Source organism: Leifsonia sp. TF02-11 (assembly GCF_017565305.1).
Lineage (GTDB): Bacteria > Actinomycetota > Actinomycetes > Actinomycetales > Microbacteriaceae > Leifsonia.
This window is the reverse complement of sequence record NZ_JAGEKP010000026.1, coordinates 13,676-29,093: the sequence shown is the minus strand read 5'-3', so window position 1 is coordinate 29,093 and position 15,418 is coordinate 13,676. Positions and strand designations below refer to the sequence as shown.

Below are 15,418 nucleotides of genomic sequence, written 5' to 3'. Positions count from 1 at the left end.
GGACAGCGCGTTCACCGGCAGCTCCTCGACGCGCGCCGCCCGACGAATCTCGGCAAATAGATCCACTCTCGACCCCAACTGACCCTCCTCGTCCAATACGAACGAGAACACGCTCAGGGGTTGGCCAAATCAAACCGTCACAGCCACACCGACAAGACCCACATTGGGCCAAATCGAGGTGACGAGCCTGGGCCACTTCAACCTGTCAGAAACAACATCCACCAGCAGCGCCTTCGCCGTGGCCTCCTGCACGTTGAGCACCGAGCGGATCTGGCCCGGGATCTTCGCCTCGAGGTTGTGGCACTGGTCGAGCATGAACGCGACGTCCGGGTTGCCGTAGCCGCCACCCTGGATGACCTCGAACACGATCCGGAACAGCTGGAACGGGTCCGCCGCACCCACGATCAGGTCGTCGTCGGCGTAGAACCGCGAGTTGAAGTCGAACGAGCCGAGCTTTCCGAGGCGCAGCAGCTGCATCACGATGAACTCGATGTTCGTGCCGGGGGCGTGGTGGCCGGTGTCGAGGCAGACGAACGCCCGGTCGCCGAGCGCCGCCGTCTGGACGTAGCTGGTGCCCCAGTCCGGAACATCCGTGTGATAGAAAGCCGGCTCGAAGAACTTGTACTCCAGCACCAGGCGCTGGCCCTCGCCGATCCGCTCGTAGATCTTCTGGAGGCTGTCCGCGAGCCGGTCCTGCCGGGCGCGCATCGAGTCCTGGCCCGGGTAGTTCGTGCCGTCGGCCAGCCAGATCTTGAGGTCGCGGGACCCGGTCTCGTTCATCACGTCGATGCACTCGAAGTGGTGGTCGATCGCCTTCTGGCGGATGCGGTCGTCGTGGTGGGTGACCGACCCGAACTTGTAGTCGTCGTCCTGGAACGTGTTCGAGTTGACCGTGCCGAGCTGCACGCCGTTGTCCTCGGCGTGCTTGCGCAGGTCGGCGTAACTGTCGACGCGGTCCCACGGGATGTGCAGCGCGACGCTCGGCGCAAGCCCGGTGTGCTTGTGCACCTGTGCCGCGTCCGAGACCTTCTCGAACGGATCGCGCGCGGTGCCGGGAGTGCCGAACACCTTGAAGCGGGTACCGGAGTTGCCGAACGCCCACGAAGGCAGTTCGATCGCCTGGAAGGCAAGTCGGTCGGAGATGGAGTGGAAAGTAGTCAAGGCATAGGCCCTTTCAAAATGAATCGATTCAGGACGGATTGCGAGTAACGAACGGTCAGTCGGGGGAAGGGCTAAAGCAGGGAGCCCTTCAGAGGATCTCCAAGAACGAGGGGGTCGAGAATGATTACGTCGTAGGGAAATTGGACGTGCGGGTCGGTGAGGCGTCGCAGCTTTTGGAGGGGTTCGCCGTTTGCGTGCGCTTCCAGGTCGTCGTATGACGCCCAGCTTTCGACCATCACCACCCGTTCGCCGGAGGACTCTACGTTGCAGGCGTAGATTTCGCATCCTTGCTCTTGGTGGACTTCCGGGCTGATCTTGCGGAACGCATCGACGATGGGGGGCCCGCTCCGGGTTTGGGTGTGAATGTAGCCACAACAGTGACGGACATCGATTTACCTTCTAGTCGTAAGCGCGGAGTCAATCAGCAGTTGGGATGCCTGTGCGATCCGTGACCTCGGCTCGAGTTCGACCGACGGCGCGAGCGAGGGCTTGGAGGTGCGCGTCGCCTGTTCGACTGTCCGGCTCCAGGTAGCTGCCTTCTGTCCATTCATTCCAGGCGTTCACGAGGACGACTTTGGTGTCCGGGTTGTGCTTGGTGAATTCGATGGCGTCGGTGATGGCTTCTGAGAAGGCCTCTGGGCTGTTGTTGGTGACCACCGGGAGGTACGGCCATTCTGAGAGTTCAAGCTTGTCGTCCGGGTGTACTCGAGTAGAGGAGTCCCACCCCATGGCAACGGTGGGGATGACTTCCAGCGTGTGCTCGGCTCGCAGATCTTCCCATTCCTGCTGCCCGTTGGCGCGCCACTGCTCGTACTCGTAGGTGACGGTCGTGGGTGGTGTCTTTTCCCATTGGGCGTTCCAGCCGTAGGTTCCGACGGTGTCCAGCCCCAGCTCGACAAGCTGGGCAGCGGTGTATTCGTCGTAGCCGCCCATCGCGTTCAGATGGAGTTCGCCCGCGCCGGCTTCCCGGGCGCTGCGGCGGAAGCCCTCGAGGGCGTCTTTTGCGGCGAGGAACCCGCCGACGCCGTTGATGAGTTCGTTGACGCGGAAGATGGTGAACCAGGCGGCGCCGTTGATCCGCCAGTACTGCGGGTGCGTGAGGTAGCGATCGATGATGACGTCGGTCATGCGAGTGAACTCGGCCAGGTCAATGCCGCCCTTGAACACGAATCCGGGTTTCTGTCCAACGCGCGCGGGGAACACATGCACCCAGTCGTGGTTGGCCCACATCAGCGCGAATTTGATCCCGGAGTCGGGCAGGGCCAGGAACGTCTCGTTGAGCGGGCGGTTGAGGAAATCGGCGCCGTCATACCAGTACCAGTCCCAGAGGAATGCGTCGATGCCGGCCTGGGTGGCGAGGTCGCAGCTGCGCTGCATGTTTTCGGGGATGGTCTCATCGAGGTAGCCGAGGGTGGGTACCTGTGGCTGGTAGTGGCCGTCGAAGCGCGGCCGTCCTGCCTGGATGAGTTCCCATTCGGTGAACCCGTCGTGGTGGCGGTCGTTGCGGCGTGGCTCGTTGTGCCAGCTGGGGAAGTAGATTGCAGCGATTTCGGTGGGGTGAGTCATGCTGAGCGGTCTCCTGGGGTGGTGGGGTGTTTAGAGTCGCTATTTGATGGCGCCAGCGGAGAGGCCCTTTTCGAAGAACTTCTGCAGGGCGAGATAGGCGATGACGATCGGGAGGCTGATCAGCACGAGTGCGGCGAAGATCTTGGGCTGGTCGGAGCCGTAGGTGCTGGTGAAGTAAAGCGGGATGGTAGTAACGGTGCCAAGGTCCGGGTCGGGCAGGAACAGCAGGGGGAGGAAGAACTCGTTCCAGGACTGCAGGAACGCCCAGACAATCAGCACTGCGGTAATGGGCTTAGCCAGGGGCAAGACGACCCGGATCAGGACACCGAAGCTGTTGCATCCATCGATGCGGGCGGCTTCCAGGACCTCGTCGGGGATGGCGATGAGGTAGTTGCGGGTCAGCAGCAGGGTGAAGGGGATGATCGTGGTCGCCAACGGGATGATCACGGCCAGGTAGTTGTTGAACAGTTCGAAGGTGGACACGAAGATAAACAACGGCACTATCAACGCGATGGTCGGTAGGACGAGGCCGACGAGGATGGCGTTGAAGATGACCGTTTTGCCCGCGAAGCGCATCTTACTGAGCGCGTACCCGGCGAGCATGGTGCACACGTAGACGAGAACGATGACCCCGGCGGCGATGACGGCGCTGTTGAACAGGGACTGCAGAAGCGGGGTCTTTGTGAGAACGGCCAGGTAGTTGTCAACGAACCCGGCCCCATCGAAGGTCTTGGCGACAATGGCGATCAGCGGCAGGACGAACGGGATGATGATCAGGGTGACGATCACCTGGCTGGTGATGCGGGATGTGAGGGTGGGTCGGCCGAACATGCGGGTTACTCCTCGCCGAATCGGTAGAGACGGATCTGGATGCTGGTGAGGATGAGCGCAAGGACCAGCAGCACGATGGACAGGGCGGCGGAGTAGCCGGCGTGGTACTGCTCGATGGCCTGCTTGTAGATGTAGGTGGTCAAGAACTCGGTGCTACGGCCAGGGCCTCCGCCGGTAGTCAAGTAGACGATGTCGAAAGTCTTGAGTGCGCCGATGCATCCGGTGAGGGCAAGGGTGGCGTGGGTGCCTTTGAGCTGCGGGAGGAGGATGCTGCGGAAGGTTTGGAAGCTGTTCGCCCCGTCGATGGAGGCGGCTTCGAACAGGTTGGTGTCGATCTGTGAGATCGCGGCCTGGTAGAGCAGGAAGCTGAACCCGGTCCACTGCCAGATGTTGATCGCCGCCAACGAGTAAAGGGCGATGTTCGGGTCGGCCAGCCATGCGGTGTTTGCTCCGGCAAGCCCAAGGTGCTGCAACAGCTGATTGAACTGGCCGTCCGGCGCGAGGATCTCCCGGAACGCCGTGGCGACGACAGCGGGGGCGAGGACTACGGGGATGAACAGCAGGACCTTGTAGACGGGGCGTCCGAACACGGAGCGGCCGGCAAGGAGGGTGGCCATGATTAGGCCCAGGACCATCTGTACGACGATGGCGATGACGCCGAAGATCGCGACATGGCTCAGGGAGGCCCAGAAAACGGGGTCGACGGCGATCTTGAGGTAGTTCTGGAGGCCGACCTGTTTCTGGTTGGCGTCGATGCCGTTCCAGTCCAGCGTGCTGACCCAGCCGGTGTAGCCGATCCCGACGTAGATGACGCCGACGATCAGGATGAGAGCAGGCAGGAGGTACAGCCAGGGGACGTACTTCTTCTGTCCGATGGTGCGGTTGCTGGCTCGGGTGAGGGGGCGCCGTGTGCTGTGGGTGGTTGTGGGTGCGGCGGCGAGTTCGGTGCTCATGAGAGGGGTGGGGCCGCCGGCGTGGGTGTCGGCGGCCCCGTGTCCTTCCTTTACTTGGCGGCGTCGATCGCCGCCTGAACGGATTTGGCGGCGTCCTTGGAGCTCATCTGCCCGGAGGCGACGGAGGACAGCGCCTGCTGGAGGGCGGTCTGCACGTCGGCGTTGCTGATCTGGCGCGGGCCGATCAGGTTCGCCAGCTGCTTGGACTGCTCCTCAAGCACCGGTCCCTGGACGGACGCGTCGACGAGACCGGTCTTCGCTACGGGCACCGACTTCAACGCTGGCTGCTCGAGGGTGGCGCCCATGAGGGTCTGACCGCTCTTGCTGGCCGTCAGCCACTTCACGAAGGTAAACGCGGCGTCCTGCTTCTTGCTCTTCGCCGAAATCGCCCAACCGACATCGGGCCCACCGAACAGGCGACCGGTCTCCTTGGCGCCGCCGACGACGTCCGGGAACGGGGCGGCGACGAACGTCTGCGACTTGACCTGGTCGCCGTATGTGGAGGCCAGGCCAGAGAGAGCGGCGGTGGTCATCGTGCTGTTGTTCCAGTTGCCGAAGGCGATCATCGCGGCCTGGCCCTTCAGCCACATGTCGTTGGCGTCCGGGTACTGGGTTGTAGCCAGCGCGCCGGACTGGATGATGCCCTTGTCGAACAGGGCCTTCCAGTCATCGAACGCCTTGATGTAGTCGGCGCTGTCGAACTTGCTCTTGCCGACGATGGCCTTGTAGAACCCGCCCGGGTTGATCTGGTTGGCGATGATCTGGTAGACGTCCAGGTTCACCCAGTCGTCCTTGGCGCCCTGGACGAAGCACTTCTGGCCGAGCGCTTCGATCTTGGTGCAGTCGGCCTGCCATTCGGCGAGGTCTTTCGGGGGCGCCGAGATCCCGGCCTTGTCGAGGGTGCCCTTGTTGTACCAGATCTCGCCAGCGCCGGCGATCATCCACGGCAGGCCGATCTGCTTGCCGTTGATCTTGAACTGGTCGGTGGCGATCAGCTGGTCGGTGTAGTCCGAGCCGATCTGCTTCTTCGCCTGCGCGTCGAGGTCCGCGGTCAGTGGCGCCAGCTGGTTGGCGATGGTGCCGACCTGCAGCCCGAAAACGTCCGGGCCGGAGCCTGAGCTGGCACCCAGGCGGACGGCGTTCTCGTAGTCGGCGAACTGGATGAAGCGGTGCTTGATCGTGATGTTCGGGTGTTCCTTCTCGAACGCCGTGATGTAGGTCTTGGCCTGGTTGTCGTCAGGGTTCCAGGACCACCAGTTGATAGTGGTCTTGGCGTCGGAAGAGGTGTTGTTGCTGCTCGAGCAGGCGGCCAGGCCACCGGCGGCGAGGGCGAGCGCCGCGATGGCGGCGGTTCGGGTGAGCCACTTGGGCGTTGTTTTCATTGTGGGTTCTCCAGTACTTCGCTGTAGCGGGGGTGGTGCAGGGCGGCTCCCCTCTAGTGTGGGAGACGTTTCGGGGTTAGAAGGGCAACGGGGCGCTGACCTGGCGGAACGGAAGGCCGATCAGATCGGCGGCGGCCCGGAAGTCGGTGGCGCGGTGACCGGTGGCCAACGCCCAGTGATGTCCGATGCCGGTGGCGGACCAGGCATCGACCCATTCGCCAGGACCCATGCCGAAATCGACACGCGAGGTCGTGTTCCCGATCTGCAGCAACGGACCCGGGACGACCGTGCCTTCAGAGGCGATGAAAACGTAGGAGCCGTCGCGGTCTTGGCCGATACCGAACGTGGTGACCGGGCCGTGCTGGACGTCGAATTCCACGCTGACCCCCCAGCCGCGTTTGCCGTGGTAGATGCCGAGACCGCGAAGGAGGGGGTCCCGAGAAGAGACAGCGAGGTGGGCGGGGCCATCATGACCCATCTCGACCACGCCGTCGTCGAAGTTCAGCGCTTGGATCTCGGTGAATGATCCGCCGGCCCCGATAGTTTCAGAGACCAGCTGCGCCAGGGAAGTACGCAGTTCGTATTCACCGGAGGCGGGGATCCCGCGTGCGGTCAGCAGGGAAGCGCCCAGGATCATACCGGCGCCGAGCCGTTCGTGCTGCTCGGCGTTCAGCCCGCGGTGATAGTAGGCAAGGGTGTCGAGGTCGAAATCGTCAACGAGGCGATCGAGGCCAACGGATACGCGTGCACCCCAGGCGAAGTCTTCCACTTGAACGCTGTCGTCAAGGCTGAAGACTTGGCGGGCGACGTCCATGCGGTCCCGAACCTCGTTATCGGTGACTTGTTCGACGCGGACGCGTAGGTCGTCAAATTCGAGCACTTCGACGTGGGATCCGAATTGGGTAGAGACAGAGGTGAGGTCGGTAGAGACATCGAGCATGCCCGGGTAGAGGTGGCCCATCAGGCCGTGGCGGCCGTGGCGGAGGGCGGCGCGTACGTTAGCGGCTGTGATCCACCGGCTGATGCGCTCCCATGCGTTTTCGTCCTCAAGCCATCCGGAGACCGAGCGGAAGGGGATGCCGGCGCGGCGGAAGACGTTGCCCACCTCAGGCACCGGGCACTGGCCGCAGTACGCCAACCATCGACCGGTGTCGAAGTTTGCGTGGTCCATCTTGGGGGAGGGCTGCAGGTCGATCACCAACACAGGGGTGTTAGTGCGCTGTGCGATCGGCAGAACCATTGAGGAGGTCAGGTAGGTGGTGAGGAACATCACGATCAGGTCGCAGTCCGCAAATCTGAGTCGTTCAGCGGCTATAGCGGCCTCTTGCGCATCGGAGATGAAACCGACGTCGGTAACCTCGGCGTCCATTGCCTGAAACCGGGTGCTGACGTAGTGGGCGGATTGCTGCAGCTCGGGCAGAAGGTCGGGGAACTGAGGCCAGTACGCGGCCAGACCACCGGCGACCAAACCGATTCGAGTCGCACGGCGCTTTTTGGGGGAGAGAAGGTCCCGTACGGAAAGGGAGTGGGTGACCATTATCGGGTTCTCATTCCTAGTCCTGGTGGAAGATGAGCGGGAGCTCGTGCGAGATGGGGGAGAGGTCGGAGTTCGTTGGCATGATTTCTGACATGTATTGCCACCACCGGTGGGTGAGCTCGCTCGCTGCGCTTTCTCGCCAAGCAGCTTCGTCGTCGACCTCCACGTAACTGAAGACGACATCGAGGTGGGGCGCAGCAAAAATCGAGTAGTTCTTGCCGCCTTGGTCTTTGATGGCCTGGGTAAGTTCGTCCCAGATGTGCTGGTGGCGCCGCTCGTACTCGGACAGAGCCTCGTGAGGTACCTGCAGGGTCAACGCGATCCTGGCACTCATTGCGCCGCCTGAGCGTCAGCCGCAAGGAGTTGCCGAACCTCTTGTCGTGCAGTCAGAATCTCCTCCAGATACCCGTACTCGTGCTCCGTATCTGGCTCGAGGTACGAGCCCTCAGTCCACTCGTTCCATGCGTTGAAGGTCACAATCCCAGAACCAGAGCGGGCCGCGTCAAGAAGGGCTGCTCGCGTGGCTGACCCCACATTCTGCGGGGTGTTGTCCACGAGAACCGAGGTGAACGGGTAGCCGCGCTCAGATGCGTGATCCCACTCAACGGTTCGAGGTGTCGGGTCCCATCCCATCGTCACGTTCGGAAAATACGGGATGGAGAACTCGTGACTGGATTCCCACGTTCGCTCAGCGGCGGCGAATGCTCGGTCGTACGTCGTCGTCGGAAGCGTGTCGAACCCATTGGGGGAGTGATGCCACCACGTATAGTTTGTGGCGCTGTCGAATCCGATTTCGCCCAGCAACTTTCCCGGGTTCGGAATGTTGGGAGTGACGATTGCATTTAGGTGAAGCTCCCCCGCACCACGATTTCGCGCCTCGTCGCGGAACCAGGACAGGAACTGGATGGCGGCCTCTATTCCGCCAAGGCCTTCGACGAAACTCATCACGTCATACACGGAGAAGTACTTGCCACCGTCGACGGTGTAGTAACTGGGGTGGATGAAGTAGGTGTCGATCAGATGGACTGCGGCGGTCTTCGCGTGGTACCGGCTATTGGGTGCGGGCAACATGCGCGCCGGCTGGCTGCTCACAGCGGGGTAGAGGTCGTTCCAGTCGTGGTTAGCCCACATCAGACCGAAGCGGAAATCGTCGATACCGTCCGCAGCCAGGAGCCCGCGGTCGAGGAACCCATTGAGGAAGGGCGCGTTATCAAACCAGTACCAGTCGACGATGAAACCTGTGATGCCGTGATCAAGCGCCGCCGCGACGATGCGAGCGGCGGTTGCCGGGTCGCTCTCGTCGGTCTCGCCCCAGAAGGGTCGTTTGGGTTGCACGTGGCCGTCGAACTGTGGCTGGCCCCGGCGCAGCAGTTCCCACTCGGTCCAGCCCTCGCCCCACATACGAGAATTGAGCTCGTCGGTGTGCCACTGCGGGAAGTAGTAGACCAGCAGGTCCGGATCTTCACCGAGTGCTCGAGCAGCGGCCGGCTCAACCGCTCGCTGGTCCGTTGGAATTAACGGTCGCCGCAGCTGAGCGTGTGAAAGCTGGTCGTTTGTCAGGGTCATGCGTTGTGGTCCTCTTCCCGCCGAACTGCTGCGTCTCTGCCAGGACGGGCCACCGCGACGCGTTCACGTCGTCGAAGAACCCCTTCGTCCTGAAAGCTAAAACTCCGCGCAATAGCGGATTAGTTAAACTGTTTACCGTTGATTTACGCGAGATGCAAGCACCAATTATCCAGCTTTGATAAAGCGTTAAACTAGGGACTCGATACCAGCGGCCGTTGTGCCCTCATCAAGGACGTCTCCATATCGAAATCGCCGAAGGTGCGTCGTCCCGGGCGCCGGGGCACTAGGATCGCACCAACAATTCATCGGAGAAAGCGTGAAGCAGATCTCGACAATGCGCGATGTCGCCGACCGCGCCGGCGTTTCGGTGGCGACCGTGTCGAACTACCTCAATGACGCCAAGCCCGTCGCATCTAAGACCCGAGCGCGGATCGAAAGCGCGATGCAGGAACTTAAATTCGTCCCTAGCATCGCTGGCCGGATGATGCGCGGAGGCAGAAGCGCGGCGGTCGGCTTTATCTCCATCGACGCGCCTGATCCATACTTCGTGGAGGTGGCTCGCGGAATTGAAGATGTCGCTCGAGAATCGGGTTGCGTGCTCATTTCCTGCAACACTGGTGGTGATCTCACCCGCGAGAAGCAGTATGTAGAGGCTCTCGCGACCATGAGAATCGTGGGAGCTATTGTGCATCCGGCCTTTACTGGTGCGGGGGAATCCCATCTCGATCGCCTACGCGATGCCGGGTCCTCAGTAGTTCTACTCGGCGCTGACGAGTCTGATTACGATGCATGTGGGGTATCAACGGACGATGTCCGCGGAGGCTTCCTCGCTGTGGAGCACCTGATAAGTCTCGGACACAAACGCATCGCCTTCGTGGGTGGGCCGGGTGGCGAACGGCAAATGCGAGACCGGTTCGCTGGTGCGTTAGGCGCCGTCCGCGCGGCTTGCTTGGCTGAGCTGTCTCTGCAGCGGATCGACGCATCAGGCACTAGCATTGCGGCGCGAGCGGAAGTAGGAGCGCGAATCGCAGCGCTGTCTGAACGCCCCACGGCAGTGTTCTGCGCTTCGGACTCTCTCGCACTCGCCGTGTGTGGCACCTTTGCTCGCTTGGGCATCCGAGTTCCCGAGGATATAGCGGTCGTCGGCTATGCGAACACCGATCAGACTGAGCTCGCCTCCATTCCCATAAGCACCATCGCTGTGCCTCAATATGAGATCGGCCGCACGGCAGCGCATCTGCTCATGAGCGAGTCACAGAGCGGCCATCAACATACCCGCACCGTCTTCCAGCCACGCTTGATCGTGCGCGAATCGACCGTGGGGCACCGCGGCTGAAAAGTCTGACAACCAGCGCGGTGTAATTGTTTAATTTGATTTTTCCCCCTCGATGCCGTAACTCTGGACCTTCGCCGCGCAATGCGCGTAAGGTGACGAACCAACCGCAGTAAACAGTTTCACTTCAGCGTCGAAAGGAAACCATGAAGAACAACGTTGGTCGTCGCCAAATACTGCACGCCAGGCCTATTAGGGTATTCGTCGTGGCGGTCGCGACGGCACTCACGATCGGTGCAAGCCTGGCGGCCACCGCGCCGGCAGTGGCCGCGACCCTCTCAGGGACCTACTACGTGGACAACTCATCGGGATCCTGCTCGGACAGCGGGCCGGGCTCGTCGACCGCGCCCTGGTGCACCTTCGGTCCAGCCAATTCCAACACCTTCGCCGCCGGCAGCCAACTGCTGCTGAAACGGGGCGACACCTTCCAACAAGCGCTCAAGCCCACCGGCGTCGGGACATCGAGCGCTTGGATCACCATCGGTGCATACGGGACCGGGTCGCGACCAATCATCAAGGGTAGCGGCGTCGCGAGTGACCGGACCATCGTCCTCACAAATCCAGACTACTGGCGCGTACAGGACGTCGAACTCTCCACCGCCGGCGAAGGTATCCTCGTCAATTACACAACGACAGGTCATCAGGGCTTGGACTTCGAACGCGTATACGCGCACGACATCCAAACGATTTTCCACGGAAGCCCCGCTCAGTCCGATGACCCCAGGCTGTACAACAGTGCCGCCATCACGGTAGACATCGGCGGTGCTCCATCCCCATCAGCCGGCTCGTCTGTCATCTCGGGAATAACGATCCGCAACCTGGAGGCAACCAACACTGCCGCCATCTACCTTGTCGGCACGGCCACAGGTGCCTCTTACCCCACGCAGCCCGCATCAGCTATCAGCGACGTCTTCGTGAGTGAGGTCTACGCACATGCCTCTAAGGCGCCGTTCTTTGCATTCGAGCCCACCTCCAACCTGCACTTCGTCAGCAGTTACGTCGACTGCAGCGGACACGTCGCCGAGTCCCAGGGAACAACCTGCAACTTTGTATATGACGTCAGTGACGCGGTTTTCGCTAACAACGTGTTCATCAATATGAACAACACGGGCTCGCACGATGAGACTGCGTTGGACATCGAAGGAGTAACAGACAACATTCGTGTGAGCGGAAACTACTTCGGCAACAATGCTGGGGCCGGCATCGAGTACCTGAACTTTGCTAACGGCGGCTCCGGCGGTGCGAACACGAATAATATGGTCGACGGCAACACTTTCTACAACAACGGCGGCGCTGCCGGCTCTCAGCTCGGTCAGATCGCCATTTACGCCAGCTCCGGGACGCCCGCGAGCGGCACAATTTCGAATAACGTCTACGCAAGCTCACCGAACGGCTTCCTTAGCAGCGCCAGCGGAAGCGCCGCTTCCAGCCTGTTCACTGTGACGGGCAACACGGCCGTAACCGCGGAGAATGCTTCCGCTATGCAGTTCACATCAACGCAGGGAAGCAAAGGCTGGCGTCAGCAGGGCTACACGGGCTCTGGAGGATGGGCCGACCTGCCTACCTTCAACTCTGGCGTCAATCAGTGGGAGGCGAGCGACGGCGCATTCGTTGGAAACTTCGAATTGCAGGCGGGATCTTCCAATCTCTGGGTCGCCCGTACCTGGACGGCCTCTTCTTCAGGAACAGTTCACATCCGAGGGCAGGTGTTCAAGGACGCGACCGGCGGCGACGGTGTCAAAGCCCTCATCGAGCGCAACGGTGCAGCTATCTGGCCAAGCAGCCCTGATTACCTCACCTACAAGTCGCTGCCGGCCGGTGACACAAACGGATTTGCGACAGACGTGGACCAAACGGTGAATGCCGGCGACATCATCCGATTCGTCGTGTTCGCTGGCCCGAGCCACGACGTCTCTGGGGACCTCGTCAGTTGGATCCCCTCCATCAGCTACTGAGGCAAATAGAGGGAGCGCCGACTCAGTCGGCGCTCCCTCTTGGTTCGGAATTGAGATAGAGAGCTCGCCCCCTGGCGGTAGCTTCTACAGGGTCTCCCGGTTCAGCTGGTCAGTCAGGTTGAATACCTCTCGAAGCGGTCGAGCCGTCTGATCGATGCGACCAACGTTGCCGGCAAACAACGCGGCCATCGAGGCCTCCCATTTAGCGGCGATTGGCGATGCGGCCAGGTACGCCCGGGAAGCTTCTTCGTCGTCGGTTTCGTAGTAGCCGAACAGGACCGCGCCGTCGTCGAGGAAAATGGAGTAGTTGCGCCGGCCGCTGGCGGCAATTTCGGCCAGCATTTCCGGCCACACGGGGGTGTGGCGGGCGACGTATTCGTCCACGAGTTCTGGCTTCAATTGGATGCGGAACGCTATACGCATTGTCGTCTCCTGCTATTCGTTGCGAGTTGCCAAGTCGGCCACCCACCCCACGAAGTGCTCGAGCAACGGACCAGCCTCGTGGAAGTCGATGGTGCGAGGATCGGGGCCGAAGATGCCGTGCAACGGGTGGCTCTCGTTGTGACGGGCCGGGCCGAACGGGTCCTCGGCTTCGGGTGCAGGAAAGACGCGTTGGTCCGGGAGCCGGTGAAGTTTGACCAGGTTCGGATTGAGAGCATACAAGAGAAGAGTCTCGAACTGTCCGGCGTGGTCCGGTGCTACCGGCGCGTTGGCTGCTTGGGCGAGTGTTCGTGCGACCGCGCGCAGCCTTGTTTCGCGGGTGTTCCAGGTGTCCGCCACTCGCGTTATAAGTTCCTGCTGAGCTGGGGCGAAGTGCCCGCTGAGCAGCACTGCTCGCCTCACCCCAAGGTCGTTGAGACGCGCGAGCGTCTCGGAGAGGAGCGTTTCAATTTGCCCGGGCTCACGGGAGATGAGTGTCCATGGGTAGTAGGTGTGTTCACCCCCGACGGCGAAGTATACGGCGGGCAGAACGATGCCGCCCGTCCGGTTGCTAGCGGCGAGGCAAACGCCACGTGCTGTCAGCGCGTCCAGCCCGATGGGCAGGTGTGGGCCGTGGAACTCGAGCGAACCGAGCGGCAGGTAGGCGATCGATGCGTGAGTGAGCCGTTCGGCGATTTCGTTGGGGTTGAGGCTCTCGATGGCGGCATCAGACGTGGGGGCATTCATACGTAGTAGTTCCGCTTCCACTGGTAGCCGGCGAGTTTTTCATGAAGCCCCGTGGCGAGTTTGTGACCGTCACTGAATCCGAGGTTGCGGTCGATCCTTCTCGCGTTTGACATGCCGATGATGGCGGTCGAGACTTCGGGCGGGTCAAGCACGAAGCGGATTGCCACCTCGTCGAGGGCCTCGTAGTACTGGTCAGTGAGTGCGCGCACTTCTGCGACGCGTCGCAATGTTTCTTGGTAGCGGTCTCCTCGGAACATCTCTTTGAGTTGTGAGCCGTCCGCCCACTGGTCGTAGGTGTCTGCGGTCCAGGCACCGCTGAGAGATCCGGAGTCGAGAGCGACGCGAACGATGATCGCGGTTTGGGATGAGGCAGCAGCTGCGAGGAGTTCTGCTTCCGGCGTCTGCTCGAAGATGTTGTAGATGACTTGTATGGAATCGATGAGACCGGACCTCGCGATGGCCACACCTTCGTCGGCCCGGTAGTCACGGAGAGAGACGCCGATTCGGTCGATCTTGCCTTCGTCGCGCAATTCGTGCAGGGTGACGAGCCACTCTTGGTCGCCAACTCCTCCTGGCATCCAGCAGTGCAGCTGAATGAGGTCGAGTCGTTCCTGGCCCAGACGGCGCAAAGACCCCTCGATCTGATTCCGCAGGTACGCCGGCGGGTATGCCGCGCGGATGTCCGGATCGTCTTCGTCCGGGTGTGGCCAGCTGGTTGGTTGTACTTTGGTCGCCACGTAGATGCGTTCGCCGGTCCAGTGCCGCAGGGATCGCCCGACCACCTCTTCGCTGTGTCCGACGCCGTACATCTGGGCGGTGTCGACGAAGTTCACGCCCCGCTCGTAAGCACCAAGGAGGGCCCGAACAGAGGCATTGTCATCAACGGGGCCCCACTGGCCGCCTAGCTGCCAGGCGCCGAACGCCACTTCACTAACGTTCCACCCGGTACGACCGAACGGTCGACGGTGCACTGCCATCCACGCTCCCACAGGTCTAGGAGCGCAGGTCTGCGCCCATTGATTCGACGTTACGGGTCGCTGCGCTTTGCCGACTGGTGCATGAGCCACCGAATCATGGACAAAACAGGCGCGGAACTAGATGGTGTCAGGGCCGGAGTTCGGCTTGGGAGAAGCGGCTGGGTGCCGCGCCGTAGGCGCGGCGAAAGGCACGTGAGAAATACAGCGGGTCGGCATAGCCGACCAGTTGAGCGATCTCGTTTACTCGCAGTCCGGTTGTGCGCAATAGCGCGGCAGCTTCTCGTAAGCGCACTTGGCGGATCCAGGACTGCATAGTCTCTCCGGTGTAGCGCGTGAAGAGGCGTTGCGCGGTTGTCTCGCTACAGCGTGCCGATTCGGCGACGCGAGCGACCGTGAGCGGCTCGGCGATGTGGTGCCGGATGAAGGTCATCATCAGCTCGAGGGTGCCGGGCAGCGTCGACTGATGCCCGTGCCGATCAACCCATTCCGCGTTTTCGAGCATGATGAGCCGACCGAGCGCCCGAAAATAGTCCTCATCGAAAGAGTCTTCGCCGAGCCGTTCGATCGCGATGGTGCCATATTCCACGATCCGGCGTGCGGCGCTATTGCGCGTGGAGGTCAGTCCCGGATGAAACTCGGTCCCATCGCCGTTCCGTGCCGGATCTAGTAGCAACGGATCGCCCGGCAGATGCGCCACCCGCGGGATTACGGGAGCATTCCGAGCATGCCGCGGGACAACGTGAAGGGTTCCTACGTGGAAGGGCCCGCGCAGATCCGCTTGATATTCAACTCGGTGATGCCATGGCAGACGTACTATGTGCTGAGCCTCAACCAGGAAGCGCCGGTTGCCCGCCAGGATCTCCCCGGAGCCGCTGAGTACCCAAATGAAGGAGACGCTCATCACGTGCGGGTTGAGGATCCGTTCGCCCGGCGAGAACCTATAACGGTTCGCGCCCACCACCACCGGGTCGTCCTCGGCCACACAAAGAT

At 61.8% G+C, this 15,418-nt stretch carries 13 protein-coding genes and 1 pseudogene; 2 read left to right on the top strand and 12 right to left on the bottom strand.

Annotated elements, in window-relative coordinates; all coding sequences use genetic code 11:
- Positions 1–216: 216 nt before the first annotated feature.
- From rhaI to JNB50_RS22895, 8 genes and pseudogenes are all read right to left on the bottom strand, one after another.
- Positions 217–1,161: pseudogene (rhaI, locus tag JNB50_RS22935) on the bottom strand (L-rhamnose isomerase); the annotation flags it as partial.
- 417 nt (positions 1,162–1,578) lie between these two features.
- On the bottom strand, positions 1,579–2,727 hold the full coding sequence (locus JNB50_RS22925; RefSeq protein ID WP_208042405.1) for a glycoside hydrolase family 99-like domain-containing protein: 1,149 nt from the start codon (positions 2,725–2,727) through the stop codon (positions 1,579–1,581).
- Between the two features lie 39 nt (positions 2,728–2,766).
- Positions 2,767–3,558: a carbohydrate ABC transporter permease gene (locus JNB50_RS22920; protein WP_208042404.1), complete on the bottom strand. Its 792-nt coding sequence runs from the start codon at positions 3,556–3,558 to the stop codon at positions 2,767–2,769.
- 5 nt (positions 3,559–3,563) lie between these two features.
- The gene (locus JNB50_RS22915) at positions 3,564–4,511 is read right to left on the bottom strand and encodes a carbohydrate ABC transporter permease (protein ID WP_208042403.1); all 948 of its coding nucleotides are present in this window, start codon (positions 4,509–4,511) and stop codon (positions 3,564–3,566) included.
- A 50-nt stretch (positions 4,512–4,561) separates the two neighbouring features.
- Entirely contained in the window at positions 4,562–5,893 is a 1,332-nt protein-coding gene (locus JNB50_RS22910) for an ABC transporter substrate-binding protein (RefSeq protein ID WP_208042402.1), read from the bottom strand.
- Positions 5,894–5,969: 76 nt separating this feature from the next.
- Positions 5,970–7,430: an L-fucose/L-arabinose isomerase family protein gene (locus tag JNB50_RS22905; RefSeq protein WP_208042401.1), complete on the bottom strand. Its 1,461-nt coding sequence runs from the start codon at positions 7,428–7,430 to the stop codon at positions 5,970–5,972.
- Between the two features lie 16 nt (positions 7,431–7,446).
- Entirely contained in the window at positions 7,447–7,764 is a 318-nt protein-coding gene (gene rhaM / locus JNB50_RS22900) for an L-rhamnose mutarotase (RefSeq protein ID WP_208042400.1), read from the bottom strand.
- A complete protein-coding gene (locus JNB50_RS22895; protein WP_208042399.1) occupies positions 7,761–8,996 on the bottom strand; it encodes a glycoside hydrolase family 99-like domain-containing protein in 1,236 nt (411 codons plus the stop codon). Before JNB50_RS22895 ends, rhaM begins: the two co-directional genes overlap by 4 nt.
- 316 nt (positions 8,997–9,312) lie before the next feature.
- On the opposite strand from JNB50_RS22895, the gene JNB50_RS22890 reads away from it, so the two are divergent.
- Both JNB50_RS22890 and JNB50_RS22885 read left to right on the top strand, forming a co-directional pair.
- Positions 9,313–10,332, top strand: coding sequence for a LacI family DNA-binding transcriptional regulator (locus tag JNB50_RS22890; protein ID WP_208042398.1), 1,020 nt, complete (start codon positions 9,313–9,315; stop codon positions 10,330–10,332).
- 203 nt (positions 10,333–10,535) lie between these two features.
- A complete protein-coding gene (locus JNB50_RS22885) occupies positions 10,536–12,284 on the top strand; it encodes a right-handed parallel beta-helix repeat-containing protein (RefSeq protein ID WP_208042397.1) in 1,749 nt (582 codons plus the stop codon).
- An 84-nt stretch (positions 12,285–12,368) separates the two neighbouring features.
- Here JNB50_RS22885 and JNB50_RS22880 read toward each other — a convergent pair whose 3' ends face one another.
- From JNB50_RS22880 to JNB50_RS25890, 4 genes are all read right to left on the bottom strand, one after another.
- Positions 12,369–12,707: an L-rhamnose mutarotase gene (locus JNB50_RS22880; RefSeq protein ID WP_208042396.1), complete on the bottom strand. Its 339-nt coding sequence runs from the start codon at positions 12,705–12,707 to the stop codon at positions 12,369–12,371.
- Between the two features lie 12 nt (positions 12,708–12,719).
- Positions 12,720–13,451, bottom strand: coding sequence for a creatininase family protein (locus JNB50_RS22875; RefSeq protein WP_208042395.1), 732 nt, complete (start codon positions 13,449–13,451; stop codon positions 12,720–12,722).
- Entirely contained in the window at positions 13,448–14,428 is a 981-nt protein-coding gene (locus JNB50_RS22870; RefSeq protein WP_243768877.1) for an aldo/keto reductase, read from the bottom strand. Before JNB50_RS22870 ends, JNB50_RS22875 begins: the two co-directional genes overlap by 4 nt.
- Before the next feature lie 127 nt (positions 14,429–14,555).
- Positions 14,556–15,410, bottom strand: coding sequence for an AraC family transcriptional regulator (locus JNB50_RS25890; protein WP_208042394.1), 855 nt, complete (start codon positions 15,408–15,410; stop codon positions 14,556–14,558).
- Positions 15,411–15,418: the final 8 nt, after the last annotated feature.